The organism is Roseovarius litorisediminis (assembly GCF_900172295.1).
Classification (GTDB): domain Bacteria; phylum Pseudomonadota; class Alphaproteobacteria; order Rhodobacterales; family Rhodobacteraceae; genus Roseovarius; species Roseovarius litorisediminis.
The window spans coordinates 13,159-38,072 of the sequence record NZ_FWFL01000004.1; the positions used below are offsets into that span (position 1 = coordinate 13,159).

The following is a 24,914-nucleotide window of genomic DNA, read 5'->3' on the forward strand; positions in this document are numbered from 1 at the left end:
AAAGGACCGCCACATGATTCCCCGCTATTCACGCCCCGAAATGGTTGCCATCTGGTCGCCTCAGACCAAATTCCGCATCTGGTACGAGATCGAGGCGCATGCCTGCGATGCCATGGCCGATCTGGGCGTGATCCCCCGCGAAAACGCTGACGCGGTCTGGAAAGCCAAAGACGTGGAATTCGACGTCGCCCGCATTGACGAAATCGAGGCCGAAACCAAACATGACGTCATCGCTTTTCTGACCCATCTGGCCGAACACGTGGGCAGTGAAGAAGCCCGTTTTGTGCATCAGGGCATGACCAGCTCGGATGTGCTTGATACCTGTTTCAATGTGCAGTTGGTGCGCGCCGCCGATATCCTGATCGACGACATGAAGGGCCTGCTTGCCGCCCTCAAACGCCGCGCGCTCGAACACAAAAACACAATTCGCATCGGCCGCAGCCACGGCATCCACGCCGAACCCACCACCATGGGCCTGACCTTCGCGCGCTTTTACGCCGAGATGGACCGCAACCTGAACCGGTTGAAAAAAGCCCGGATGGAGGTCGCCACCGGTGCAATTTCCGGCGCGGTTGGCACCTTCGCCAATATCGACCCCGCTGTCGAAGAACACGTCTGCGCCAAACTTGGACTGGAACCAGAACCGATCAGCACGCAGGTGATCCCGCGCGATCGGCATGCCGCGTTTTTCGCCGCCCTTGGCGTTGTTGCCAGCAGCATTGAAAACGTCGCCACCGAAATCCGTCACATGCAGCGTACTGAGGTTCTTGAAGCGGCCGAATTTTTCTCGGTCGGGCAAAAGGGCTCGTCGGCGATGCCACACAAGAAAAACCCGGTGCTGACCGAAAACCTGACCGGTCTGGCCCGGCTGGTACGTATGGCCGTGGTGCCGGCAATGGAAAACGTGACCCTCTGGCACGAGCGTGACATCTCGCATTCGTCGGTGGAACGCAACATCGGCCCCGATACCACGATCACCCTGGATTTCGCCCTGTCGCGCCTGACCTCGGTCATCGACAAGCTGCTGGTATACCCCGAGAACATGTTGGAAAACATGAATAAGTTTCCCGGCCTGGTCATGAGCCAGCGGGTACTTCTGGCCCTGACTCAGGCCGGTGTCAGCCGCGAAGACGCCTATAAAATGGTGCAGCGCAACGCGATGAAGGTCTGGGAGGAACGCAAGGATTTCAAGACTGAATTGCTGGCGGATGCCGACGTTGTAAAGGCACTAGGTGTCGCCGAGATAGAAGAGAAATTCGACCTTGGATACCACACCAAACATGTCGACACGATCTTTGCCCGGGTATTCGGCGACGCATGAGTTCTTTTTAACCCTGATTCGTGGTATGTTGTTTCAATGCAACAACCACAAAGGGCAAAGTCATGGCAAAGAAACTGACCTTGGCGGTGGTGGCAATGATGCTTTTACCAGCTGCCGGACTTGCTGGCAGCGGCTGCCATCTTAGCGATCACAAGCAGGCCATTTCCTGCGCAGAAGGTTCTATCTGGGATGGCGAAACAGGCACTTGCCTGCCCAAAACCACCAGCTAACTGATTTCCGGGGCCACGGCCCTTCGGTGACGTCAGCGCAGGTGCGCAACGGCCTCAATCGGGCCATGTTCATAATGCTGAATAAGCACCACAATAGGCAGGTCGCCGGACACGGGCGTTACCAGCGACAGGGGGTTGTTGGTGTCCCACTCTTCCAGAATGCTCAATTCTGTAACGATGCTGGAATAGCTCATGGTGCGGCCCGCATTTTCGCCACGCAGGATATCCACTGTGGCCTCGGGTTTGTAACGCACCAACTGCACGGTCAGCGGGCCGCCGACTGACGCAGGTGCGCTTGCTTCAATCTTCAGTTGCCCCCCGTTTCGTGCCACGTTCAGCGTCACCTCCGAGGGCGTCGCACGATGGCGGGCGATCAGGTCATTCACGTCCTTGGGCCGGTTGCCGACAACCTGTTCTTTTCCGTTCACGATCATCTGCGGGGTATAAACCATCCGCCGCTTGCCCGCTTTGGCATAAGCGCGTTGGCGTTCGGAATGGGCCGGATTGCCAAAGATGTCTTTCCAGCCGATGTAATCCCAGTAATCCACATGCATCGCCAGGGCGACTACATCATCGCGCTTGGACAATTCATGCAACAACTCATCTGCGGGGGGGCATGATGAGCATCCCTGCGAGGTGAACAGTTCCACCACGACCGGCTGATCCTGTGCCATGGCAGAGCCCGACAACATGAGTGCCGCAATCAAAGAGGAAAGTATTTTACGCATGGGTCACTTTAACCTGATTCATATACTCCGTCGCCTAATTTAAGTAGATGGGTAGAAAATAACCAATCAAGGTTTCGCGAGTCACCGGTGATATCTTGAAATCTGACTAAATTGTGTGCAATAGTATACAAAAGACAGTTTGCCCTCTTGATCGACCTCTTCAAATGGGTCAGAAGCGGGCCAGAGAATTCCAGACTTGATCGTGAAAGGACGGCTCAGATGCCTATTACCGTCGGACAAGATACCGCCAAAACCCGCAAAACACTTACCGTAGATGGTCAGAGCGTTTCGTATTATTCTATCGCCGCCGCCGAGGCCGCAGGCCTGGGCGATTTTTCGCGCCTGCCCGCAGCGCTGAAAGTGGTGCTGGAAAACATGTTGCGGTTTGAAGACGGCAAGACCGTCAGCACCGATGACATCAAGGCGTTTTCCGAGTGGGCCACCAAAGGCGGCAAGAACCCGCGTGAGATTGCCTATCGCCCGGCCCGCGTACTGATGCAGGACTTTACCGGCGTGCCCGCTGTGGTCGATCTGGCTGCGATGCGCGACGGCATTGTCGCCCTTGGCGGCGACGCCCAGCAGATCAATCCACTCAACCCGGTTGACCTCGTGATCGACCACTCGGTCATGATTGACGAGTTTGGCAACCCCCGCGCCTTCCAGATGAACGTCGACCGTGAATATGAACGCAACATGGAACGTTACCAGTTCCTGAAATGGGGTCAGGGCGCGTTCAACAACTTCCGCGTCGTGCCCCCCGGCACCGGCATCTGCCACCAGGTGAACCTTGAGTATCTGGCCCAGACCGTCTGGACCGACGTTGATCAGAACGGTGAAAATGTCGCCTACCCTGATACACTTGTCGGCACAGACAGCCACACTACCATGGTTAACGGCGCAGCGGTCCTGGGCTGGGGCGTTGGCGGGATCGAGGCCGAGGCCGCCATGCTGGGCCAGCCGATTTCAATGCTCATCCCCGAGGTTGTGGGCTTTGAACTGACCGGCGCGATGCTTGAAGGCACCACCGGCACCGATCTTGTGCTCAAGGTCGTGGAAATGCTGCGCGCCCAGGGTGTTGTCGGCAAGTTCGTCGAATTCTACGGCGCGGGTCTTGATCACCTGCCGCTGGCAGATCGCGCGACAATCGCCAACATGGCGCCGGAATACGGCGCCACCTGCGGATTCTTCCCGATCGACGATGAGACCCTGCGTTACCTGCGCAACACCGGCCGCGACGAGGCCCGCGTGCAACTGGTAGAGGCCTATGCCAAAGAAAACGGGTTCTGGCGTGGTGTCGATTACGCCCCGATCTACACCGCCACGCTTAGCCTTGACATGGGCACCATCGTGCCCGCCATTTCCGGCCCCAAACGCCCGCAGGATTACGTGGCTCTGGATCAGGCAGCGGACAACTTTTTCAACGTGGTCTCGGAATACCGCGGCGAAGACCAAAGCGAGGCCGCCGAGGATATGGCTGCCGAGGGCCCCGTGCCTGATGCGATCATCGACCCGCGCAAATCGCAAAAGGTCGCAGGCGAGGATTACGAGATTCGTGATGGTTCGGTCGTGATCGCCTCGATCACGTCCTGCACCAACACCTCGAACCCCTACGTGATGATCGGCGCCGGCCTTGTGGCGCGCAAGGCGGCCGCGCTTGGCCTTACCCGCAAGCCCTGGGTCAAGACCTCGCTCGCCCCCGGCAGCCAGGTCGTCAGCGCCTATCTTGAGGCCGCTGGCCTTCAGGAAGACCTTGATAAAATCGGCTTTAACCTTGTCGGATATGGCTGCACCACCTGTATCGGCAACTCTGGTCCGCTGCAGAAAGAGATCTCCAAGGCGATTTCCGCAGGCGATCTGATGGCGACATCGGTCCTGTCGGGCAACCGCAACTTTGAGGGTCGTATTTCGCCCGACGTGCGCGCCAACTATCTGGCCTCGCCGCCGCTTGTCGTGGCCTATGCTCTGGCCGGTGACATGAATATCGACATCTCCAAAGATCCGATCGCGCAGACGCCCGAGGGCAAGGATGTCTATCTCAAGGATATCTGGCCCACTCAGAAAGAGATTGCCGATCTGGTCGAAAAAACCGTTACCCGCGAGGCCTTCGTGTCGAAATACGCCGACGTTTTCAAAGGCGATGAAAAATGGCAGGGCGTCGAAACCTCTACCGGTGAAACCTACGACTGGCCGCCGCAATCAACCTACGTCCAGAACCCGCCCTACTTCCAGGGCATGTCCAAGGATCCGGGCACCATCAGCAATATCGAAGGTGCCAAGGTTCTGGCGTTGCTGGGCGATATGGTCACGACCGATCACATCTCGCCCGCCGGATCGTTCAAGGAATCAACTCCAGCAGGCAAGTATCTGACCGACCGTCAGGTGCCGGTGCGCGAGTTCAACTCTTACGGCTCGCGTCGTGGCAACCACGAGGTGATGATGCGCGGGACCTTCGCCAATATCCGCATCAAGAACGAGATGCTGGATGGCGTCGAAGGCGGCTATACCAAAGGCCCTGATGGCGCACAGACCTCGATCTTTGACGCCGCCGAGGCCTATCAGGCCAACGGCACCCCGCTGGTTGTCTTTGGTGGCGAGCAGTATGGCGCCGGGTCGTCGCGTGACTGGGCCGCCAAGGGCACTGCCCTCTTGGGCGTCAAGGCCGTGATCGCCGAAAGCTTTGAGCGTATCCATCGCTCCAATCTGGTTGGAATGGGTGTCATCCCGTTCGAATTCACCGGCGGCGACAACCGCAAGTCTCTGGGTCTTACCGGGGACGAAACGGTTTCAATCTCGGGCCTCGATACGATCAAGCCGCTGCAAGAGGTGCCCTGCACCATCACCATGGCCGATGGCAGTACTCGTGAGATCCAGCTCAAATGCCGGATCGATACCGCGATCGAGATCGAATATATCGAACACGGCGGCGTGCTGCACTACGTGCTGCGCAACCTGGCCAAATCGGCCTGAGTTCCGATGGTGGGCCACGCAGCCCACCACTACGTTGCAAAGATACGGTGGGCAAAATTGCCCACCTTTTTTTCTGCCTAGCGACACTGGCCAGCGTTTCTGTCCCGCGCCGTACCCCAGAGGTGCCCAAAGCCCATCACTTCGCCTTCCTGCTCTTGCTTTCCGATCCAGGCTTCCAATAAGGTCCGCACAGGTCGCGCGAATTCGCCAAAGGTGATTCAACGAAAGAGAGAAAAATGGTTGGGTACAAATTCATTGGTACGGAAGCAGGTGACTTGGCGGGTATTTCCGTCTCTTCGGCAGGGGATATTGATGGCGACGGCAATGCCGATCTGATCATCGGGGCATTTCGCGCAGATGGCGGCGGCGGATGCCCGGGACGGCTCCGCCGACGGCGTTATCATCGACGGGCCGGTGATCAACGCCTCGGCAATGGTCATTGGCACCAACATTGATTTAGCACCCATGGCCGAACTGCCTGACAACTTCACCGTCTACCACATCGAGACCGAAAACCACGACGTCATCCTCGCCAATGGCGCCCCAACTGGGACCTTTGTCGACTACATCGGCAGGCAAGCTTTTGACAACTACCCCGAATATCTCGATCTCTACGGCGCCAAACGGATTATTGCTGAGATGCCCGCCCCGCGGATTTCCAAGCAGCGGCTGGTGCCAGAGGTTGTCCTTGAAAGGATGGGAATTTCGATTGGCGAACCCGAGAGCAGCCCGGAACCGTTGATCGCATAAGCGGCCCGGCCCCTTCCTCGCATTGACGGAAACCCGCCGATAACGCAGCTGTGACGGCAACACGGCGGGTTTTCCCCTTCAATCGATATCCATGTCACCTAAATCTGTTTGCAACAGGTTTCAGGAGCTGGCGACATGCGTATGACACTCATCATCATTCAGGCAGCGATCCTAACATTTGTGGCTGTGATTGGCGCACAGGGCGAAACCGGATCGGCCGAACATTGTTCGCTTTCCGGAACCTCGTTCGAAGAGCGCTGCGATCGCTGATCCGCGCCCAATTCGTGCGTTTCGTACGCGGTATCCGGCAAACTCCCTGAATCGCGTACGAAATCCGCGTACGATGCGTGCAAATCGTACGATTCAGCGCGCGGCCTCAATGGCAGGAAGGATGGTGCTTTCCATCACCCGACTGGTGATCGGCCCGGCAAAGCGCAAGACGATTTTTCCTTCGCCATCAATGATGTACGTCTCGGGCACACCGTAAACACCCCAGTTTAGTGCCATGCGGCCGCTTTCATCCGCGCCTACGGCGGCATAGGGATTTCCAAGTTCTTCCAGGAATTTCAAAGCGTTACTGGGTTTATCCTTGTAGTTCACCCCATAAATCGTGACACCACTTTCGGCCAGTTTCTCCAGATTGGGATGCTCCACCCGACACGGCGCGCACCAACTGGCCCAATAGTTGACCAGTTTTACTTCACCGTCGCGCAAGTCTTTGTCATTAAATACTTTTTCCCGACCCAGCTGAGTGACTTCAACCGCTGGTGCTGGCCTGCCAGTTAGCGCAGACGGCAGCCCGTCCGGATTTTCGCGTTTCAGCCCGACAAAGGCCAACCCGGCAAAGCCAGCGAAAATCACCACTGGCAAAACCATCAAAGGTGAAAATTTAGCCATTCCTTTTCGCTTTCATTTCAACGTCTTCCAGCTGTTTTTTTACCCGTTTTGCGCGCCACAAGCTAACCGTAACAAGCACAATCAACAGCGCAATCGACACCGCATAGGCCGACAAAACGGTTTCGGCATATTTTCCCAGATCAGGCATTATCCCATCCTCTCGCGCGCCAGCAGCGCCCGCATCCGCCGTGCGCGGATTTCCGTACGGGTGCGCAACAGGACTAGCGCTATGAAAAGTAATACAAATCCAGCAATAGAAACCAGTAGCGGATAGTAGAAAACATCGGCAACATGCTCTTCTTTATCCAGGCTCATTGATGCGCCCTGATGCAATCCCTGATTCCAGAAATTCACCGCGTAGCGGCTAAGCAGGGCGAAAACTGACCCGACAAGGCACAGTATGCTGGTCAGATCAGCAGCTGTGTCGTCATTCTCGATCGCTTCCCAAAGGGCTATGTATCCTAGATAAAAGAGAAAAAGGATCAAAAAACTGGTCAACCTCGGGTCCCATGCCCACCATGTGCCCCACATCGGCTGCCCCCAGATCGCGCCGGTCAGCAACGCAATCACCGTCATCACCATCCCCACGGGTGCGGCCGCCCTTGCCGCCAACGCACTCACATGATGCCGCCGGACAATCCAGATCAGCGAAGTCACCAGCATCATCAGCCAGGCATTGATCGCCATCAACGCGCTAGGCACGTGAATATAAATGATTTTTACGGTCGAGCCCTGCCGGTAATCTTCGGGTGTAAAGAAGAATCCCCAAATCAGTCCGGCGGCCAAAGCTGTTACCGAAAGCACCGATACCCAAGGCAGAACCCGGTCCGTTGTCGAAATAAATTTCTTGGGATTGGCATATTCCCAGAGTGCGTTCAGGTTCATCCCTATTCCCATACCTAGCGCAAGTTGACCCTTAGTACCGCAGCCGAAGCAAAAGGCAAAAGCGCGATGGTGCCGCAGGTGATCCCTGCCAGCATCAGCAATGGCGTCGTCACATCCAGTCCCGCCGCCCCTCGGCGCGCCATCTCGGCCCCAAAGATCAATGTGGGCACATAAAGCGGCAAAACAAGAAGGCTTAGCAGCAGCCCGCCGCGTTTCAATCCTACAGTCAGGGCGGCACCAAACGTCCCGATGACGCTCAGCGCGGGCGTGCCCAAAAAGAGTGATAATATCAACGGTTTATATCCTGCCTCGGGCAAACTGAGCAATAGGCCGAAGACCGGCGCAGCCAAAACCAGGGGCAAGCCCGTGGTCAGCCAATGGGCCAGTGCCTTGATGGTCACAATTGCCTCCATCGGCAGGGGGGCCGTGGCCAGCAGATCCAGGCTGCCGTCCTCCCAGTCCAGGGCAAAGATCCGATCCAGTGACAGCAGGCATGCCAGAAGCGCACCCAGCCACAGGATGCCCGGCGCGATGGACGACAAAAGCGTGCTTTGCGGACCGACGCCAAAGGGTACCAGCACAACGACGATCAGGAAAAATGCCAACCCCAGACCAAAACCACCGCCGGCGCGCATCGCTAACCGAAGATCACGGATGAGCAAGGCAATCACAGAAAGGCTCCGTCAAAATCATCTATTTCCAAGGCTTTGGCGCGGTAAGGACCGACGTCCAATATTCGGGCCTCGTCCAAGCCAAGGTTGATGTGGGTGGCAATCAGGGCCGATCCCCCTTGCCTTAAATGTTCGCGGATGGCAGCCGCAAACATCTCAACCGCCTGCACGTCCAGCGACACGGTGGGTTCATCCAGAATCCAGACATCACGCCCCGTAACCAACAGCCGCGCCAGCCCCAACCGCCGTTTCTGCCCGGCCGACAGCGCCCCCGCAGGCCGGTTTGACAAAGGCGTTAGCTCAAATGCTTCAAGAGCTGCAGAAATATCCGCGTTCCCAAAGACCTGCGCCCAGAACTTCAGGTTCTCGGATACCGTCAGCGTGGCCTTGATTCCATCCGCATGTCCCGCATAGACCAACGTGTCGACCGCAGATTCTATACGACCAGAGACTGGTGGTTGCAGGCCTGCAATGGTGCGCAACAACGTTGTCTTGCCCACACCATTAGGCCCACGCAGCACCAGCGCCTGTCCCGCCGCCAGCTGAAACGAGAGACCTTCCAGCACCTTGATGCCGCCACGCGCAATTGTCAGATCGGAAACCTTTATCCCCATGGGCATGTGCTTAGCGCAAAGAATGGGGCGCGAAAAGGCGCATACGCCTCTTGCACCGCGACACTTTTCACACCGGCAGCAGGGCCACCGCCACGCGGCGCCCTTCGGACAAAAGCACGTTGTAGGTGCGGCAGGCTGCGGGAGAATTCATTGTTTCAACGCCCACCCCCGCCGCTTCAAGACGGGTTCGCAATTCTGCGGGCATATGGGCAACTTCAGGTCCGGTGCCAATGAAAAGCACATCAATATCACCGGCCATGTCCAGCAGAACCTGCTGATCGGCATATCCACCCCATGAATTTGCACCCGATACTGTTACACATATCGCGCCCTGCATCACCTGTCCGCCCACGCGAAAAAATCCAGGGCCATAGCCATCAATCGGCGTAGCCTGAGAAAAGGTGATCTCGTTCAGCTGCATGTCAAACTCCGCTCCCCCATACCGGCAAGCCGCTCAGAACGGCCAGCCCGATTACCCCATAGGCGGCCCATCGGTACAAACGCTCGCGCTTTGGGTCAAACATGGATTGACCGATCAGCGAGGTGATGAAGTAGGGTACCGCCAGAGTCACCGCCAGCGCAACCGTGGGCCATTCGACCGTACCACGCAGCAAAAGGTTTGAAACAATGACGAAATCCAGCGCGGCCAGAAAAAGAATGGTGTTGGCCCGCACCGATTGCGCTGCGGATTGCCCCGCAAGATAGAACAGGATCACGACCGGCCCGGTCAACCCGGTCAGACCCCCGATCACTCCGGCAACGGCCCCGATGGCAAGCAAACCCGGCCGGTTCATTTGGCCGGAAAATCGCCATCCGGCCACGAGTGCCGACAATGTGGTTGCGGCCACGGCAGCAACAATCCAGCGGATTGTCACCGGATCCAGCCGGTCCAACAGCCAAAGCCCAGCGGGTACAGTGACCAGAGCTGCAAGTGCCAGAATACCCACTTCAGGCCGGTTGGCCTGCCCCCAGGCACGCGGCAACAATGCGCTTGTACTGGCAATTCCCGTCAATGTTATGATTGCGATAACATGTTGGGGGCTCAGGAAAATACCGGCCACAGGCACAAAAATCAGCGCGGTGCCAAATCCGGTGAACCCGCGTACGATACCTGCGCAGCCAATCGCCAGCACCAACCAGATCAGGCCAGGTGTGGCCAAAACAGAATTAAGCAGATCAGGCATCCACGTTGGCAAACTGGTTACCGGTATTGGCATCCGGTTTGGACCAGTCGCGCTTGACCCCCAGCCACAACAGGATCGTACTGGCCACAAAGACCGAACTGTAAGTCCCCACGACCACACCCCAGATCATCGCAAAGACAAACCCGCGGATCACGTCACCGCCCAGGAAATAGAGTGCCAGCAACGCCAGCAGTGTGGTGACCGAAGTCATGACTGTACGGCTTAGGGTTTCGTTGATCGACAGGTTCAGTACTTCGCTCAGCGGCTTTTGTTTGTATTTGCGCAGGTTCTCGCGGACCCGGTCAAAAACCACGACTGTGTCGTTAAGCGAATAGCCCACGATTGTCAGAAGCGCCGCAATGATCGCAAGGTCAAACTGTATCTGCAATTCTGAAAAGACACCGATGGTCAGCACCACATCATGTACCAGTGCAGCAACGGCGCCGACGGCAAACTGCCACTCGAACCGCAACCAGATGTAAACCAGCACCGCAGCGATGGCCAGGATCACCGCAATCACCGCCGTCTGGATCAGTTCACCCGAAACTTTGGGGCCAACGCTTTCGACCGAGGTGAATTTGAGATCAGGGACAGCGCCTTGCAACGCGGCCTCAACAGTCCGAGTGACATCTGCGGACACGCTTTCTTCCCCGTCCTGCGCCTGAATGCGAACCATCGCTACGTTCTGATCTTCCCGGAACGTGGGATCAAAAACCTCGGTAATCGAGATATCTCCCAGTTCCAGCGTCTGGATCGCAGACCGGTATACGGCGATATCAACCGGCTGGGCACTTTCCGTCCGGATTGTCGTACCCCCGCGGAAATCAATGCCATAGTTTAACCCCTGCACCCCAAACGAGGCTGCCGCGACAACAATCAGCAAAACCGATGCGCCTATGGACATTTTCCAACGGCGGAAGAAATCCCATCTGGTTTCTTTCGGCACCATCCGTAGTGCACGCCCTTCAAGCACGGTTTTCGGGCGACGGCGATCAAACCAGATTACGACAATCGCGCGCGTCACAAAAATCGCGGTAAAGACCGAGGTGATGATACCCAAACCCAGGGTAATTGCAAAACCACGCACCGGACCGCTCCCCATTACAAACAGGATCACGGCAGTGATAAAGGTGGTTATATTGGCGTCGGTAATAGCACTTAGTGCCTTTTCATACCCCAGTTCGATCGCCCGGGCCGGGCCACGTGCCCTTTTCATTTCTTCGCGGATGCGCTCAAACACCAGTACGTTGGCATCCACGGCCATCCCGATGGTCAGCACGATCCCGGCGATGCCCGGAAGAGTCAGGGTGGCGCCGACCATGCTAAGCAGGCCGAAAATCAGGCCAACGTTGATGATCAGGGCGATATTGGCAAAAATACCAAAGGTGCCATAGCTGAGGAACATGAAAACCAGCACCAGTACAAACGCGACAATGCAGGCAATTTTGCCCGCTTCAATACTGTCGGCGCCCAGTTCCGGGCCGACGGTACGCTCTTCCAGAAAATCCAACCCGGCAGGCAGCGCACCCGCGCGCAAAAGCACCGCCAGATTTGTGCTTTCCTCAACCGAGAAATTTCCGGTGATAATGCCAGAGCCACCGCAGATCGCCTCGTTGATACGTGGCGCCGAAACCACGTCGTTATCCAATACGATTGCAAACGGGGCACCAACGTTATCACCTGTGTAGGTACAGAATTTGCGTGCGCCTGTCGGGTTGAACCGGAAAGACACGGCCGGGCGCCCATTCTGGTCAAAATCGGGCTGTGCGTCGACAAGCTCTTCACCGGTCACGACAGCGGCAGATTCCAGGATATAATAGCTGCCTTCTTCGTCCAGAGACGGCAATACCTCGTTGCCTGCCCCGGCACGTTCATTGGCATTACCGGTGCGGCTGACAACGGGTTGAAACGTAAGCTGCGCCGTTGTCCCGATAATCTGTTTCAGTTCAGCAGCGCTGCCGACACCTGGCACCTGAATCAGGATGCGGTCGGCGCCCTGACGCTGAATGGTGGGTTCGCGTGTGCCTACCTCGTCAATCCGGCGGCGGATAATCTCAAGCGCCTGACGAACGGTGCGTTCATCGGTGGCCAGACGTTCGGCTTCGCTCAGCGTGACGACAATCTGATCACCATCGACAGTCACGTCAATGTCACTGGCACCAACACCCGTCAGGCTGGTGACCGGGCGGGCAAGCCCGCGAACGAGGCCAGCCGCGTATTCAACCTCTGCCGGTTTTTCCACAAGACGAACACGAAGCTCGGGTATATCTACCTGCTGAAGACGAATGGGACCGATCCGATCCCGCTCTTCACGCAGCATATCACGGATTTCAGGCCACATACCTTCGATACGGGACTGATAGACATCGGCCACTTTGACCTCGGCCAGAAGATGTGCACCACCACGCAGATCAAGACCCAGATTAACCAACCCCGAAGGCATCCAGCTGGGCCACTGCGCCGCCTGTTCGGTCAGGGCAGCAGTCTTGGTACCTTCCGCAATGGCAGCGACAGCGTCGTTGTGGCTTTCAACCCGGGAATAGAATCCGTTCGGCAGGGCCATCAATAGACCCAAGGCGACGAGACCCCAGATCACGATGCGTTTCCACAGATCGATTTGAAGCATTGTCCTGCCTTTTCAACGGGTTAATTTTGGGCGTAAAATCAGCTGTCAGCAGGTTCAGTCTTGGACAACACCTGAGCGATGGTGGATTTCACCAGCCGAACCTTGACACCGGTTGCGATTTCCAATTCGACTTCGTCGGCATCCTTGACCCGCGAGACCTTACCGAACATACCACCTTGGGTGATGACCTGATCTCCCTTTCGTACGGCATCAACCATTGCCTTGTGTTGCTTGAGTTTTTTCTGTTGTGGACGGATCAAGAGAAAATACATGATCGCAAAAATCAAAATGAGCGGAACAAATTGGCCGAACGCTTCCATGGGGTGATATCCTTCGTGTCTCGGGCGGGGACACCCCCGCGAATTTTGACGGAACCTATGGCCCCAAAGACCCATTTGCAAGGCGCGAAAACGGCTGCCTGCCCTGCGCCGGTGATTTCTTGTTTACGAAAATCGGAAGGATTCAGGTTGATTTGCTATCATGTCTAAAAGAATTGTTCCTGTAAGGAATGATTTGGGCACCCTGGGTCAAAGTTAACGCTGCCAAAAGAATTGAGTCCTTATGTCTTAAAAATCAATGTCGGTGCGCACAGGGCCTTATTGTAAGCGAATGCAGATCCAACGTTGAAACCAGCCCTACACGCCGCTTGAAATCTGGTGCATAACGCCCCGAAACGACTCAGAAAACCAAAGGACCCCACCGCATGCATGACATCCGTGCCATCCGTGAAAACCCCCAAGCCTTTGATGACGCTCTCGCCCGGCGGGGCGAGGCTCCGGTGGCTCAAGCTATACTTGAGTTGGATGAGGCACGGCGGGCCAAGATTACCGCTGCGGAAACCGCGCAGGCAGCGCAGAATACAGCAGCGAAACTGGTGGGATCGGCCAAGGCCAAGGGCGATGAGGCCGAATTCGAGCGTTTGCGGGCCGAAGTCGCCGATAAAAAGGCCGAAATGGCAGCGATGCAGACCGAGGCGAAAGAGTTGGATCTCAGACTGACCGAGATCCTTTCAGGCATTCCAAATCTACCGTTTGAGGACGTTCCTGAAGGGGCTGATGAAAACGACAACGTCGAAATTCGCCGCTGGGGCACACCGGCAACGCTGGATTTCCAGCCGAAAGAGCATTTCGACATCGAAGGTGTAAAGCCGGGTATGGACTTTGAAACAGCGGCCAAGTTGAGCGGTTCGCGGTTTGTCGTGCTGTCGGCTGGTGTGGCGCGGATTCACCGGGCGCTGGCGCAGTTTATGCTTGACACGCACATCGAGGAAAATGGCCTGACCGAAACCTGGACTCCGGTGCTGGTGCGCGAAGAGATGATGCTGGGCACCGGTCAATTACCGAAGTTTGGAGAGGACAGCTATCAGACGACCAACGGCTGGTGGCTGGTGCCGACGGCCGAGGTGACGCTAACCAATATCGTCAACGGCATGACGGTGGATGAAGATTATCTGCCGCGGCGCTATGTGGCTCATACGCAATGTTTCCGATCCGAGGCAGGAAGCGCAGGTCGTGACACCTCGGGCATGCTACGCCAGCACCAGTTCGAAAAGGTCGAGATGGTCAGTATCACCCACCCCGATAAAAGCCGTGCCGAACTGGACCGGATGACGGAATGCGCCCAAGGCATTCTTGAACGGTTGGGCCTGTCTTATCGCACGGTTGTGCTATGTACCGGCGACATGGGCTTCGGCGCTAAGCGCACGCATGACATCGAGGTCTGGCTGCCCGGACAGGATACCTATCGCGAGATCTCGTCAGTTTCTATCTGCGGCGATTTTCAGGCGCGGCGGATGAATGCTCGTTTCAGGCCAACAGCAGGTGGAAAGCCGCAATTCGTGCACACGCTGAACGGATCGGGTCTGGCAGTGGGTCGCTGCCTGATCGCCGTACTTGAAAACGGGCAGCGGGCCGACGGCTCGGTGCGTTTGCCCGAGGTGCTGCATCCCTATCTGGGCGGCAAATCCGTTCTGTCCAATGAGGGCAGCCTGATTTAAAACTTATCCAACACGCGCGACAGGGCACCGGGCCGGTAATCCGGCCTGGCAGTGACCCTTTCCCGCGTTACCGGGGCAACATCGGACAAACGGTCCGGTCCCTCCCGGTCGGCCAGCCATAAGCCACCCAGATTGCCTATCCCGGCCTTTTGCAGCATAGGCGCCGCATCAGCGGCGGCGTCTTTGTTTTCAATTGCTTCGTTCAGCAACTCGGCGTCGAATTCCAACCCCATTTGCCGGGCGCCTGCAACGATCCATTCGGCAGTAAAACCAGAAAGCTGCGGCACGACGCCACTTCCACCGACCACACTGTGCAGACCGGGAAACCAAAGCTGCTGATACGGTCGCTCGGTGCCTGTGACTTCTCCGTTAAGTCCGTTTGGCCCATCCAGGTTATCCCACAAAGTCGGCGGATAAAGACGTCGACGCTCATCAATTGCAACCGCATGGCGCGCGGCGCGTACCGATCGGGAAAGGGCAGCATCGTGGAAGGCATATTTCTGATTCACCTGCTTCGAAATTGCGCCAAATATCCCCGGCATACCCAGGGCACCGACGGTATCCCATACGCCCATATAGGTCAGCCGCAAAAAAGAACTGTCCTGATCGCCCTGTGATTGGCGCCATTTCAGGTCTTCCATGCTGGTCGCCGTCTGGGGTGAAAACGCCTGACGAAAACGTCGGCCCCCTTCGGTATCGGGGCCCGAATTTTTATCACGCCGACGGTATTTATCAACCGCGTCATCGATGCGGTCCAACCGGTCGCGCGGGGGAATCCCCGCAGTTCGGATCAATCCCGCCAGTGAGCGCGCCGTGTAAGCCCCGCGCGAAAAACCAAAGATGAAGATTTCGTCGCCAGGTTCATACCAGAACACGAGATTCCGATAGGCTTCAGCCATATTGTCATCAAGACCCCAGCCAAGTGCGCCGCCAAGCCATTTGTCCATCTTTCGGGCCACTGCGTTTGAGCCGCGACCGGTACCGACCCCCTGCTGGTAATAAACAAGCTGAGTTTTGCCATCTGCCGCACTTGGCAGAACTGCGCGCGATAACCGCGCTACATGCGTAGGATGTGGCGCAGAAAGACGATTCCACGTACCATCGCAGAAAATTGCTATGCGTTTCATAATGCAGCCTGACGTAAAGACTTGGATCAATACAGTCAGTCTAGCCGCATCCGGGGCGTTCAGACAAGGTTCACCACATGCGTGGGTTGGTTCGGGATGGCGCGAACTGCCCCTATTTCGACGGTGGCTTACCCGAAAGGTGCTTGCGCAGGCGCGACGAGCCCGGCTTCTTTTTCGCCTTGTAGGGGTTCTTGTCCGATTGGCTGCGCAAATGCAGACGGATTGGCGTGCCGGGCATATCGAAGTCTGTGCGCAGCCCGTTTACCAGATACCGGATATAACTCTCGGGCATCTTGTCGGGATGCGAACACATCACCACAAATCCCGGCGGTCGAGTTTTGGCCTGGGTCATGTAGCGCAGTTTGATCCTTTTGCCACCCGGCGCAGGGGGCGGATGCTGTTCAAGCATACCGGTCAGCCAGCGATTAAGCTGGGCGGTAGTGATCCGTCGGTTCCAGACATCGTTGGCCTTTTCAACCGCCGCGCGCAGGCGGTCCAGCCCCTTGCCGGTTTTGGCTGAAACCGTCACCAGCGGCGCACCGCGAAGTTGCGGCAAAAGCCGTTCAAAGCTTTCGCGCAGATCCCTCAGTTTTGCCTGCTTTTCAGGTTCCACGTCCCATTTATTGACAGCCACAACCACGGCGCGGCCTTCGCGCTCGGCCAGATCGGCGATACGCAAATCCTGCTGTTCAAACGGAATGGCCGCATCCAGCAGCACAATCACAACTTCCGCAAATTTGACAGCCCGCAGACCGTCACTGACTGAAAGTTTTTCAAGTTTTTCCTGCACGCGCGCCTTTTTCCGCATACCTGCCGTATCAAAAATACGTACCGGTAGCCCATCCCAATCCATCTGGACCGAGATAGCATCGCGTGTAATCCCGGCCTCAGGCCCGGTCAGTAGACGTTCTTCGCCCAGCAATTGGTTGATAAGTGTGGATTTCCCGGCATTCGGGCGGCCGACCACTGCGATCTGCAGCGGCTTTGAAGCGGTTGGGACGCGCACCCCGTCGTCTTCCCCGTCCTCCAGTGATACATCGGTTTCCGGGGCGTCAGCCCTGGCACGTTCTTCGAACTTGTCAGCCAGTGGCATGAGCTGCGAATAAAGATCGTTCAGACCTTCGCCATGTTCAGCCGACAGGCGGATGGGTTCTCCCAGGCCCAAACCATATGCCTCGATCACACCGGCATCTGCCGCGGCACCCTCGGCCTTGTTTGCCGCAAGAATGACATGGGCACTACGCTTGCGCAGGATCTCGGCGAACACTTCATCCGTTGGAGTTACGCCGGTACGGGCATCAATCATGAACAGGCAGATATCGGCCATATCAACCGCACGTTCGGTCAGTTTTCGCATCCGCCCCTGAAGGGATTCATCTGTCGCCTCTTCCAGACCGGCGGTGTCGATCACCGTAAAGCGAAGGTCCCCCAGGCGCGCCGCGCCTTCGCGCAGGTCACGTGTAACGCCCGGCTGGTCATCGACCAAAGCCAGTCGTTTTCCGACAAGTCGGTTGAATAGCGTGGATTTACCCACATTGGGGCGCCCCACGATGGCAAGGGTGAACGTCATCTTTTCAGGCTCCGGAACGGATCAAGCCGTCCTGTTATACCACGCGTGCGTCAACGGAAAGCGTGCAATTGCCCTTTGGTCGAAACCACATAAAGCGTATTGCCCGCGACCACCGGGTTCGTCGTTGCCCCGCCCGGCAAAGGCAAAGTGCCTTTCGCAGCCCCCGAAGCAGGATCGAAAAACCGCAACTGCCCGTCGCTGGAAGCCACAATCAGACGGCCACCTGCAATAATTGGTCCGTAGTGGCCGAAAATTTCGGTCTGCCTCCGCGGGCGGTCTTTGGTAAATAGCGGCAGTTCCTGCCCCCAGATACGCGTGCCGTCTTCGGCGGACAGACGCAAAAGCTCGTTGCGGTCTGACACCATGAAGATCGAATCACCTGCAGGCCAGACCGGATTAAGCGGGCCTTCGTTGGCTGTCCACAACCGTTTACCATTACCCAGACCAAGTGCGACCGTGCGGCCAGAGTGGCTTCCGACGTAGATTTTATCGCCATCAACAACCGGATCACCGGTAATATCGCCAACCTTTGCACTCGCGATCCCGGGGCGCTGCCCCGCAACCTGAGTGTCCCACAGACGCAGGCCGCCTTTCCGGAATGCCCCCTGTAACTCACCCGAGCCAAAGGCGAACACGGCATATTTATCGGTAACTGCAGGTGCCGGGCCACCCATTACGTTGTTGATGTCGGGTGTTGCCGACAATTGCCAGCGGATGCGGCCATTACCGGTATCAAGCGCCCACGCAATTTCGTCTCCCGACACCAGATAGACAAGATCGTCCATCACTGTTGGGCTGCCGGTTCCCGTGGAGCGCAGGTTCTGTTGCCAGATCTCACCACCGGTCGCAGGATCCAGTGCCGTCATCAGGCCAAATCCAGAAGACACAAAAAGCTTGCCATCGCCATAAGCCAGCCCACCGCCCCCTGCATCAGGACCCGAGTCATTAGGCGGCGTCAGATCGCGACTCCATAGCACCTTACCCGAGGTCGAGACAGCAGTCACTTTAGCCTGAGCGTCAAGCGTGAAGACACGCCCGCCTGCCACAACCGGATCAGCAGTGATGCGGTTTTTGCGACCATCGCCCGCACCGATGTTAACAGACCAAACAAGTTGCGGGTTGCTGCCAAGCGCGGGATGAGCGTTTCGTGTCGTTGGCGAACCTGCGCGCTGCACCCAGTCCGTGTTCGCCTGTGCCGCTGTCAACGACAAGGGCAGGTTTAGATTGCCCTGGCTTTCCAACTGAATTGCCGCACCATCCGCATTTGTAAGCACATCGCGAATATTTTCGCGCTCACCCGTCAGAATCGCTTCCTTCTTGGTACAAGCAGTAAGGCTCAGGATTGCTGCAAGCCCCAGGATAAGTCCGTTCGTTTTCAACACTCTTGCCCCCACTTATCCCTTCAAACCAAAAGCCGGGCACATCCCGGCATTGGTTATTCTATTCACTCAGCGGCACTTCAGGCAAATCACCGCCTAAAGCCACAATCACTTGTGTTGCACGGCGACGCAAGCCCGCCGTGGCCTCGGCATCGGTGGCGATCTGCCCCAGCCGTTTGATCGCCGCATCGTTATTGCCAAGCTCTACTTCAATCAGCGCCAGTTGCTCTTCGGCCAGAAGTCGCGTCAAACCGCCAGAAAGCGCCAGACCTTCCAGGCGCGCGCGGCGTTCATCAACCGCAAGGCCACTCTCTGGGATACTTGTTGCCTTGAGTGTGGCGATCTGCCGATAGATTGGCGGCACCCCGTCACGGTCTGCCAGCGCGAGAAGGCGGGTTGCAGCATCTTTCGGCGACTGAGACGCTTCTTCGCTGGAGGCCAGAAGATCAATGACCGCTTGGCTTGTTGCATTTGGGGCCTCTATTGCTTCCAATGCAGCTGCACGCGCCGGTCCATCAACATTTTCCAGTGAGGCCAGAATTGCATCACCCAAATCTTCGGCTGCCTGCCGGTCCTGCGCCTTGCGCCATTCGTTCCAGGCCGCGCCACCAACCAGTACAAAAACGCCCAGTACAGCAATCCAGCCGTAACGACGGAACAGCCGGAACAGGCGGTCGCGGCGGACCTCTTCGGTGACCTCATCAATGAAACTATCGGTATTGCTCACGCGTGTTTCCCCTTGGGTTTTCGCCCCCTCTTAGCGTGTCGCCGTGGCCCTGCCAAGAGGTGGTCAGTGTTGCATCAAGGCCTCATATTGCAGCGGCACATGGAAAAGTATAATCTGAACCGGTCAGTTTAGCGTATGCGGGCATTGCAACATGCCGGTGCGGTCCCACATATTTGGGAATATGTGGGGGGTTGGTTCAGAAGGTAGAGACATGCGAATCTTTCCGATACTTGCCGCCATTCTGGTGACGGGCCTGATCTATGTCTTTATTTTCGAACGGGACAGGTTTCTGGTAACAGCGCCGAATTCTGAAAGAAACGCCTCGGCAGAAGCACGAGACACCTCCGGGCCAACCGCTGAATCGAAAGCAGGAACCGCGCATTCAGTTGGCGTGATTGCCGTACATTCTGTAGCACGACAAATCGACAGCGCCGTAATTTTGCGCGGTCAGACCGAAGCGGACAGGCAGGTCGAGCTTCGGGCGGAAACTTCGGGTCGGGTGATCTCTGAACCTTTACGCAAAGGCGCCTTCGTCGAAAAGGGGCAGATGTTATGTGTTCTGGATCCGGCGACTCGCGCCGCCACTTTAGCTGAAGCTCAATCGCGTCTTGCCGAAGCGCGTGCGCGCCTGCCCGAGGCCACAGCGCGACTGCAGGAGGCACTTGCCCAACTGACCGAAGCGCAACTTAACGACAATGCAGCCGAGAAACTGTCACAAGAAGGATTTGCTTCTGAAACGCGGGTTGCGTCGACCCGGGCCGCCGTAAGTTCTGCGCAGGCAGGAGTACAATCGGCGCGCACAGGGGTTGAGGCGTCACGCTCGGGCATCCAATCTGCAGAAGCCTCGGTGGCTGCAGCTGAAAAAGAGATTGAGCGGTTGACCATCACAGCCCCCTTCGAGGGGTTGTTGGAATCCGACACTGCTGAACTGGGCAGCCTTCTGCAACCCGGGGCGCTCTGTGCCACGGTTATTCAGCTGGATCCCATCATGCTGGTTGGGTTTGTACCCGAGACTCAGGTAAACCGGGTCGAACTGGGCGCCGGGGCCATGGCAAAACTTGCGTCAGGTGAACGGGTAGAGGGACATGTTACGTTCCTGTCACGTGCCGCCGATGAAACCACCCGCACCTTTCGTGTCGAAATTGAAGTCCCCAACCCCAAGCTTAGGCTGCGCGACGGGCAAACCGCCGAGATCGTAATCAGCGCGGATGGTTCCAAAGCGCATCTGCTGCCACAGTCTGCCCTGACACTGAACGATGAAGGCACGCTTGGTGTACGTCTGGTCACAAAGGAAAACGCCGCGCAGTTTCAACCGGTCGAATTGCTGCGCGATACAATCAATGGTGTCTGGCTGTCTGGACTGCCTGAAAAGGCTGATGTGATCATCGTTGGCCAGGAATATGTAACAGACGGAGTGCCGGTAGCAGCCTCGTATCAGGAGATCGGCCAATGACAGGACTGGTTGACTGGGCTGCTGCCCGGGCACGTATGGTCATTGCCTTTATTGTCCTGTCTCTCCTGGCAGGCAGCCTGGCCTATGTCGGCCTTCCAAAGGAAGGTGAACCAGACATCGAGATCCCGGCTCTTTTCGTTTCGGTTCAGTTCCCGGGTATCTCTGCCGAAGACAGCGAGAAACTGCTGGTCAAGGTCATGGAGACCGAACTGAGCGATCTGGACGGCCTGAAAAAAATTTCCGGCACGGCTGCTGAAAACTATGCCGGTGTCGCGTTGGAGTTTGAGTTTGGTTGGGACAAGACCAAAATTCTGGCAGATGTGCGCGATGCGATGGACAACGCCGAGGCGGATTTCCCGGATGGGGCCGAGAAATACACCCTCACAGAGGTGAATTTCAGCGAATTCCCGATCATCATCGTCAATCTGACGGGGGCGGTGCCGGAACGCACGATGGCGCGGCTGGCTAAAAATTTGCAGGACACGCTGGAGGCACTGGAGCCTGTGCTGGAGGCGGGCATCGCCGGCAATCGTGACGAGATGGTCGAGGTTGTCATCGACCCGCTGCGCCTTGAATCCTATAACGTTACTGCTCCGGAACTGATCGATGTGGTTCGCAATAATAACCGGTTGATTGCCGCAGGCGAGGTCGAGAGCGATCAAGGCACATTCTCGGTCAAGATCCCGTCGTCCTTTGACGAGACCCGCGATATATATGACCTGCCGGTCAAGACCAATGGTGACCGGGTGGTCACACTTGGCGATCTGGCCGAAATCAACCTGACCTTCGAAGACCGGATCGGCACCGCACGGTTCAACGGTGAAAACACGGTCGCCCTGCAGGTGGTCAAGCGCAAGGGGTACAACATCATCGACACCGCCAATCTGGTGCGCGAGAACGTGGCCAGGGCCAAGGCGGAATGGCCTGAAAAGTTGCAGGCGGCGGTTCAGGTCGGTACGTCGAACGATCAGTCACGCACTGTGGCTTCGATGGTCAGTCAGCTGGAAGGCTCGGTTCTGACGGCGATTGCGTTGGTGATGATCGTCATTCTTGCCACGCTTGGCGTCCGCCCTGCCCTGCTGGTTGGCTTTGCGATCCCCACCTCGTTCCTGCTGTGCTTTGCGCTGCTGGCAATTATGGGTGTGGCGGTTTCTAACATCGTGATGTTCGGGCTTATTCTGGCAGTGGGCATGCTGGTGGACGGCGCGATTGTTGTGGTGGAATACGCTGACAAACGGATTGCCGAGGGGACCGGCCCGATGCACGCCTATGTCGAGGCCGCCAAGCGGATGTTCTGGCCGGTCGTCAGTTCGACCGCGACAACGCTGTGTGCCTTTCTGCCGATGCTGTTCTGGCCCGGGGTTCCGGGGCAGTTCATGGGCATGTTGCCGGTCACGTTGATTTTCGTACTGAGTGCGTCACTGCTGGTGGCATTGGTCTATCTGCCGGTGATGGGTGGAGTCACCGGTCGAATGGAGCGGTGGTTCAACTGCCGGATCGACCAGATCGCCGGGGCCGCCAGGGGCTGGCATGCCGCGCTGTTTCCTTTGGCGGGGATCGCCGCGGCTTTGGGGGCGGCAGCGGCTTATCTGTTGTTATTGGCCGTCTCAGGCAGACTCGGCCTGCTGGACACGTCAAAAATATTCGCATCGGTCGTGCCGACTCTGGCCTCGGCCTTTGTGATGTCCCTGGGCATCGTTGCGATGGCGGCGCTGGCGGTAGCAGGCGGAGTCGCCGCCCTTCTGGGCCTGCTGGCGATTCCGCGCCGGTTTGCCAATTTCCTGGGCTGGCTCAGGCAAAAAATCTGGCCCAGCCGGCCGGAAAAAGTGAAATCGGGGTATCGCCGCTCGCTCTTTGGCTGGTTCATCCATCTGATCGCGGCCAATCCGGTGGCGCCGCTGATGGCGTTCTGCGCGATCTTTGTCCTCGTCGGCTCGGTGCTGATATATTTCATCGGCCACAACAAGGGCACAGAGTTTTTTGTCGATACCGAGCCCGAGCAGGCCATCGTCTATGTCCGTGGTCGCGGTAACCTGTCGCTGGCGCAAAAAGACAAGCTGGTGGACGAGGTCGAACAGGTGGTCATGTCCCATCCGGGCGTTCAGACCGCGTTTTCCTTTGCCGGAGACGGCGGGCTGACCAACAACGACAGAGGCGCAGGCCCGCCGCTTGATACCATTGGTCAGGTGCAGTTTGAAACCATCCCGTGGGAGGACCGTGCCAACACCACCGAACCGTGGTTGTTTGGCCTGTGGCAGCGCAAGATCAAGGCCAGCGAGTTGGATGGCAATACCATCATCGACGAGTTGACGACCGAGCTGGAGAAAATTCCCGGTATCATGATCGATATCCGGTCGCAGGCCCGCGGTCCGGCTTCGGCCAAACCCGTCCATCTGCGGATCAAGGGGGATGACTGGCAAACGCTGAAGGCCTTTACGGAAAAGGCTCGCGCAAAGTTTGACGAAACCCAGGGACTGAAGCTGATCGAAGATACCCTGCCCCTGCCCGGCATCGACTGGCAGATTGACGTGGATGTGGAAAAGGCCGGGCGTTACGGCGCCGATGTGGCCACCGTGGGGGCGATGGTGCAACTCGTGACGCGTGGTATTTTGCTTGATACCATGCGGGTGCCGTCCAGCGACGAAGAAATCGATATCCGCGTGCGCCTGCCCGCCAGTGACCGGGTGCTCAGCACTCTAGACACACTGAAAGTACGGACCGAGGACGGGCTTATCCCGCTCAGCAACTTTATCACCCGCAAGCCTGTGGCCAAACTGGCGCAAATCGACCGGGTGGATCAGACCCGGTATTTCGACATCAAAGCAGGCGTTCAGGATGGGCTGACCAGGACCGTCATCAATGAAAAAGGTCAGGAAAGCGAGGTTCCCGTCACTCCTAACGAACGAATAGAAGAATTGACGAAATGGCTGGACAGCGGCGTTCTGCCTGCCGGGCTGGAGTATGAGTGGACCGGAGACGCCGAAGATCAGAAAGAATCCGGCGCTTTCCTGCAAAAGGCCTTTCTGGGCGCACTTGGGCTAATGTTCATTATCCTGCTGGCGCAATTCAACAGCGTATACAACGCGGCTCTGGTGCTGATGGCAGTGGTCCTGTCGACCACTGGCGTTCTGATCGGGATGTTGGTCATGGACCAGACCTTTTCAATCATCATGACCGGCACCGGCATAGTCGCACTGGCAGGAATCGTGGTGAACAACAATATTGTTTTGATCGACACCTATCAGGAATTCAGCCGGTACATGCCCCGGATAGAGGCAATTACCCGCACCGCCGAGGCTCGGATTCGCCCGGTTATGCTGACCACAATCACCACGATGGCAGGACTTGCGCCAATGATGTTCGGGCTTAGCCTTGATTTCGTCAATGGCGGCTATTCCTTTAACAGCCCGACAGCCCTGTGGTGGAAACAACTTGCGACAGCGGTTGTTTTTGGCCTTGGCATCGCCACGGTGCTGACCCTGATCTTTACCCCGTCGATGCTGGCGTTGCGGATCTGGGCGGGGACTTACGTTCAGTGGATTGCGCAGTTGATGGCCAAGCTCTCGATGGGCGCCAGCAGCCGCGCGGCGCGTGACTGGGCCCTCACCCGGGCAGCGCGGCGCATCGAAGCGCCTGAAATTCTTTGGGACGACGAACGCGATCGGGATAAGGGTTATGTTGTCGAAGACGACGAACCCGAGGCAGACGACATAAAGCGCATTCTGAAGCACCGAGATAAGGATGCGCAACTACCTACAGATGGCAAACCCCTGCGCGCAGCAGAGTAAT

22 protein-coding genes are annotated in these 24,914 nt (G+C 57.3%); 8 read left to right on the forward strand and 14 right to left on the reverse strand.

What is annotated here, in order from left to right:
• Positions 1-13: 13 nt before the first annotated feature.
• The gene (gene purB / locus PEL8287_RS08590) at positions 14-1,321 is read left to right on the forward strand and encodes an adenylosuccinate lyase (protein ID WP_085891992.1); all 1,308 of its coding nucleotides are present in this window, start codon (positions 14-16) and stop codon (positions 1,319-1,321) included.
• 62 nt (positions 1,322-1,383) lie between these two features.
• On the forward strand, positions 1,384-1,551 hold the full coding sequence (locus PEL8287_RS19975) for a hypothetical protein (RefSeq protein ID WP_176228594.1): 168 nt from the start codon (positions 1,384-1,386) through the stop codon (positions 1,549-1,551).
• Positions 1,552-1,583: 32 nt separating this feature from the next.
• On the opposite strand, the gene PEL8287_RS08595 is transcribed toward PEL8287_RS19975, so the two are convergent.
• Positions 1,584-2,279 (reverse strand): DUF1223 domain-containing protein, encoded by a 696-nt coding sequence (locus PEL8287_RS08595; RefSeq protein WP_085891993.1) that lies wholly within the window; start codon positions 2,277-2,279, stop codon positions 1,584-1,586.
• A 219-nt stretch (positions 2,280-2,498) separates the two neighbouring features.
• On the opposite strand from PEL8287_RS08595, the gene acnA reads away from it, so the two are divergent.
• The 3 genes from acnA to PEL8287_RS20445 all read left to right on the forward strand — a co-directional run bounded on the left by acnA (position 2,499) and on the right by PEL8287_RS20445 (position 6,266).
• Entirely contained in the window at positions 2,499-5,246 is a 2,748-nt protein-coding gene (gene acnA, locus PEL8287_RS08600) for an aconitate hydratase AcnA (protein WP_085891994.1), read from the forward strand.
• Between the two features lie 357 nt (positions 5,247-5,603).
• Positions 5,604-5,996, forward strand: coding sequence for a Hint domain-containing protein (locus tag PEL8287_RS08610; protein ID WP_176228593.1), 393 nt, complete (start codon positions 5,604-5,606; stop codon positions 5,994-5,996).
• Between the two features lie 135 nt (positions 5,997-6,131).
• On the forward strand, positions 6,132-6,266 hold the full coding sequence (locus PEL8287_RS20445) for a hypothetical protein (RefSeq protein WP_268877801.1): 135 nt from the start codon (positions 6,132-6,134) through the stop codon (positions 6,264-6,266).
• 93 nt (positions 6,267-6,359) lie between these two features.
• Here PEL8287_RS20445 and PEL8287_RS08615 read toward each other — a convergent pair whose 3' ends face one another.
• From PEL8287_RS08615 to yajC, 9 genes are all read right to left on the reverse strand, one after another.
• Positions 6,360-6,893: a DsbE family thiol:disulfide interchange protein gene (locus PEL8287_RS08615; RefSeq protein WP_085891997.1), complete on the reverse strand. Its 534-nt coding sequence runs from the start codon at positions 6,891-6,893 to the stop codon at positions 6,360-6,362.
• A complete protein-coding gene (ccmD, locus tag PEL8287_RS08620; protein WP_085891998.1) occupies positions 6,886-7,041 on the reverse strand; it encodes a heme exporter protein CcmD in 156 nt (51 codons plus the stop codon). Before ccmD ends, PEL8287_RS08615 begins: the two co-directional genes overlap by 8 nt.
• The gene (locus PEL8287_RS08625; protein WP_085892303.1) at positions 7,041-7,778 is read right to left on the reverse strand and encodes a heme ABC transporter permease; all 738 of its coding nucleotides are present in this window, start codon (positions 7,776-7,778) and stop codon (positions 7,041-7,043) included. The genes ccmD and PEL8287_RS08625 overlap by 1 nt, the downstream gene beginning before the upstream one ends.
• 14 nt (positions 7,779-7,792) lie before the next feature.
• Positions 7,793-8,449, reverse strand: coding sequence for a heme exporter protein CcmB (gene ccmB, locus PEL8287_RS08630; RefSeq protein ID WP_085891999.1), 657 nt, complete (start codon positions 8,447-8,449; stop codon positions 7,793-7,795).
• The gene (gene ccmA, locus PEL8287_RS08635; protein WP_085892000.1) at positions 8,446-9,063 is read right to left on the reverse strand and encodes a heme ABC exporter ATP-binding protein CcmA; all 618 of its coding nucleotides are present in this window, start codon (positions 9,061-9,063) and stop codon (positions 8,446-8,448) included. The genes ccmB and ccmA overlap by 4 nt, the downstream gene beginning before the upstream one ends.
• Positions 9,064-9,130: 67 nt before the next feature.
• Positions 9,131-9,484 carry an Mth938-like domain-containing protein gene (locus tag PEL8287_RS08640; protein WP_085892001.1) on the reverse strand — a complete coding sequence of 118 codons (354 nt, stop codon included), beginning with the start codon at positions 9,482-9,484 and terminating at the stop codon, positions 9,131-9,133.
• 1 nt (position 9,485) lies between these two features.
• Positions 9,486-10,247, reverse strand: coding sequence for a sulfite exporter TauE/SafE family protein (locus PEL8287_RS08645; RefSeq protein WP_085892002.1), 762 nt, complete (start codon positions 10,245-10,247; stop codon positions 9,486-9,488).
• Positions 10,240-12,873, reverse strand: a complete 2,634-nt coding sequence (gene secD / locus PEL8287_RS08650; protein ID WP_085892003.1) for a protein translocase subunit SecD — start codon at positions 12,871-12,873, stop codon at positions 10,240-10,242. Before secD ends, PEL8287_RS08645 begins: the two co-directional genes overlap by 8 nt.
• 38 nt (positions 12,874-12,911) lie before the next feature.
• Positions 12,912-13,193, reverse strand: coding sequence for a preprotein translocase subunit YajC (gene yajC / locus PEL8287_RS08655; protein ID WP_085892004.1), 282 nt, complete (start codon positions 13,191-13,193; stop codon positions 12,912-12,914).
• A 383-nt stretch (positions 13,194-13,576) separates the two neighbouring features.
• Between yajC and serS the strand changes: the two genes are divergently transcribed.
• Positions 13,577-14,869, forward strand: a complete 1,293-nt coding sequence (serS, locus tag PEL8287_RS08660) for a serine--tRNA ligase (RefSeq protein ID WP_085892005.1) — start codon at positions 13,577-13,579, stop codon at positions 14,867-14,869.
• Here the strand turns inward: serS and PEL8287_RS08665 are convergent.
• From PEL8287_RS08665 to PEL8287_RS08680, 4 genes are all read right to left on the reverse strand, one after another.
• Positions 14,866-15,996 carry a T6SS phospholipase effector Tle1-like catalytic domain-containing protein gene (locus PEL8287_RS08665; protein ID WP_085892006.1) on the reverse strand — a complete coding sequence of 377 codons (1,131 nt, stop codon included), beginning with the start codon at positions 15,994-15,996 and terminating at the stop codon, positions 14,866-14,868. The two genes, serS and PEL8287_RS08665, sit on opposite strands and share 4 nt — an antisense overlap.
• Before the next feature lie 112 nt (positions 15,997-16,108).
• Complete coding sequence (gene der / locus PEL8287_RS08670; protein WP_085892007.1) at positions 16,109-17,566, reverse strand: ribosome biogenesis GTPase Der; 1,458 nt, start codon at positions 17,564-17,566, stop codon at positions 16,109-16,111.
• Positions 17,567-17,616: 50 nt separating this feature from the next.
• On the reverse strand, positions 17,617-18,948 hold the full coding sequence (locus PEL8287_RS08675) for a PQQ-like beta-propeller repeat protein (RefSeq protein WP_503167647.1): 1,332 nt from the start codon (positions 18,946-18,948) through the stop codon (positions 17,617-17,619).
• Positions 18,949-19,006: 58 nt separating this feature from the next.
• Positions 19,007-19,672 carry a tetratricopeptide repeat protein gene (locus PEL8287_RS08680; protein ID WP_085892009.1) on the reverse strand — a complete coding sequence of 222 codons (666 nt, stop codon included), beginning with the start codon at positions 19,670-19,672 and terminating at the stop codon, positions 19,007-19,009.
• 211 nt (positions 19,673-19,883) lie between these two features.
• Here PEL8287_RS08680 and PEL8287_RS08685 point away from each other — a divergent pair, with 211 nt between their 5' ends.
• The gene (locus PEL8287_RS08685; protein WP_085892010.1) at positions 19,884-21,125 is read left to right on the forward strand and encodes an efflux RND transporter periplasmic adaptor subunit; all 1,242 of its coding nucleotides are present in this window, start codon (positions 19,884-19,886) and stop codon (positions 21,123-21,125) included.
• Positions 21,122-24,913, forward strand: coding sequence for an efflux RND transporter permease subunit (locus tag PEL8287_RS08690; RefSeq protein ID WP_085892011.1), 3,792 nt, complete (start codon positions 21,122-21,124; stop codon positions 24,911-24,913). Before PEL8287_RS08685 ends, PEL8287_RS08690 begins: the two co-directional genes overlap by 4 nt.
• The last annotated feature ends 1 nt before the right edge of the window (position 24,914 follow it).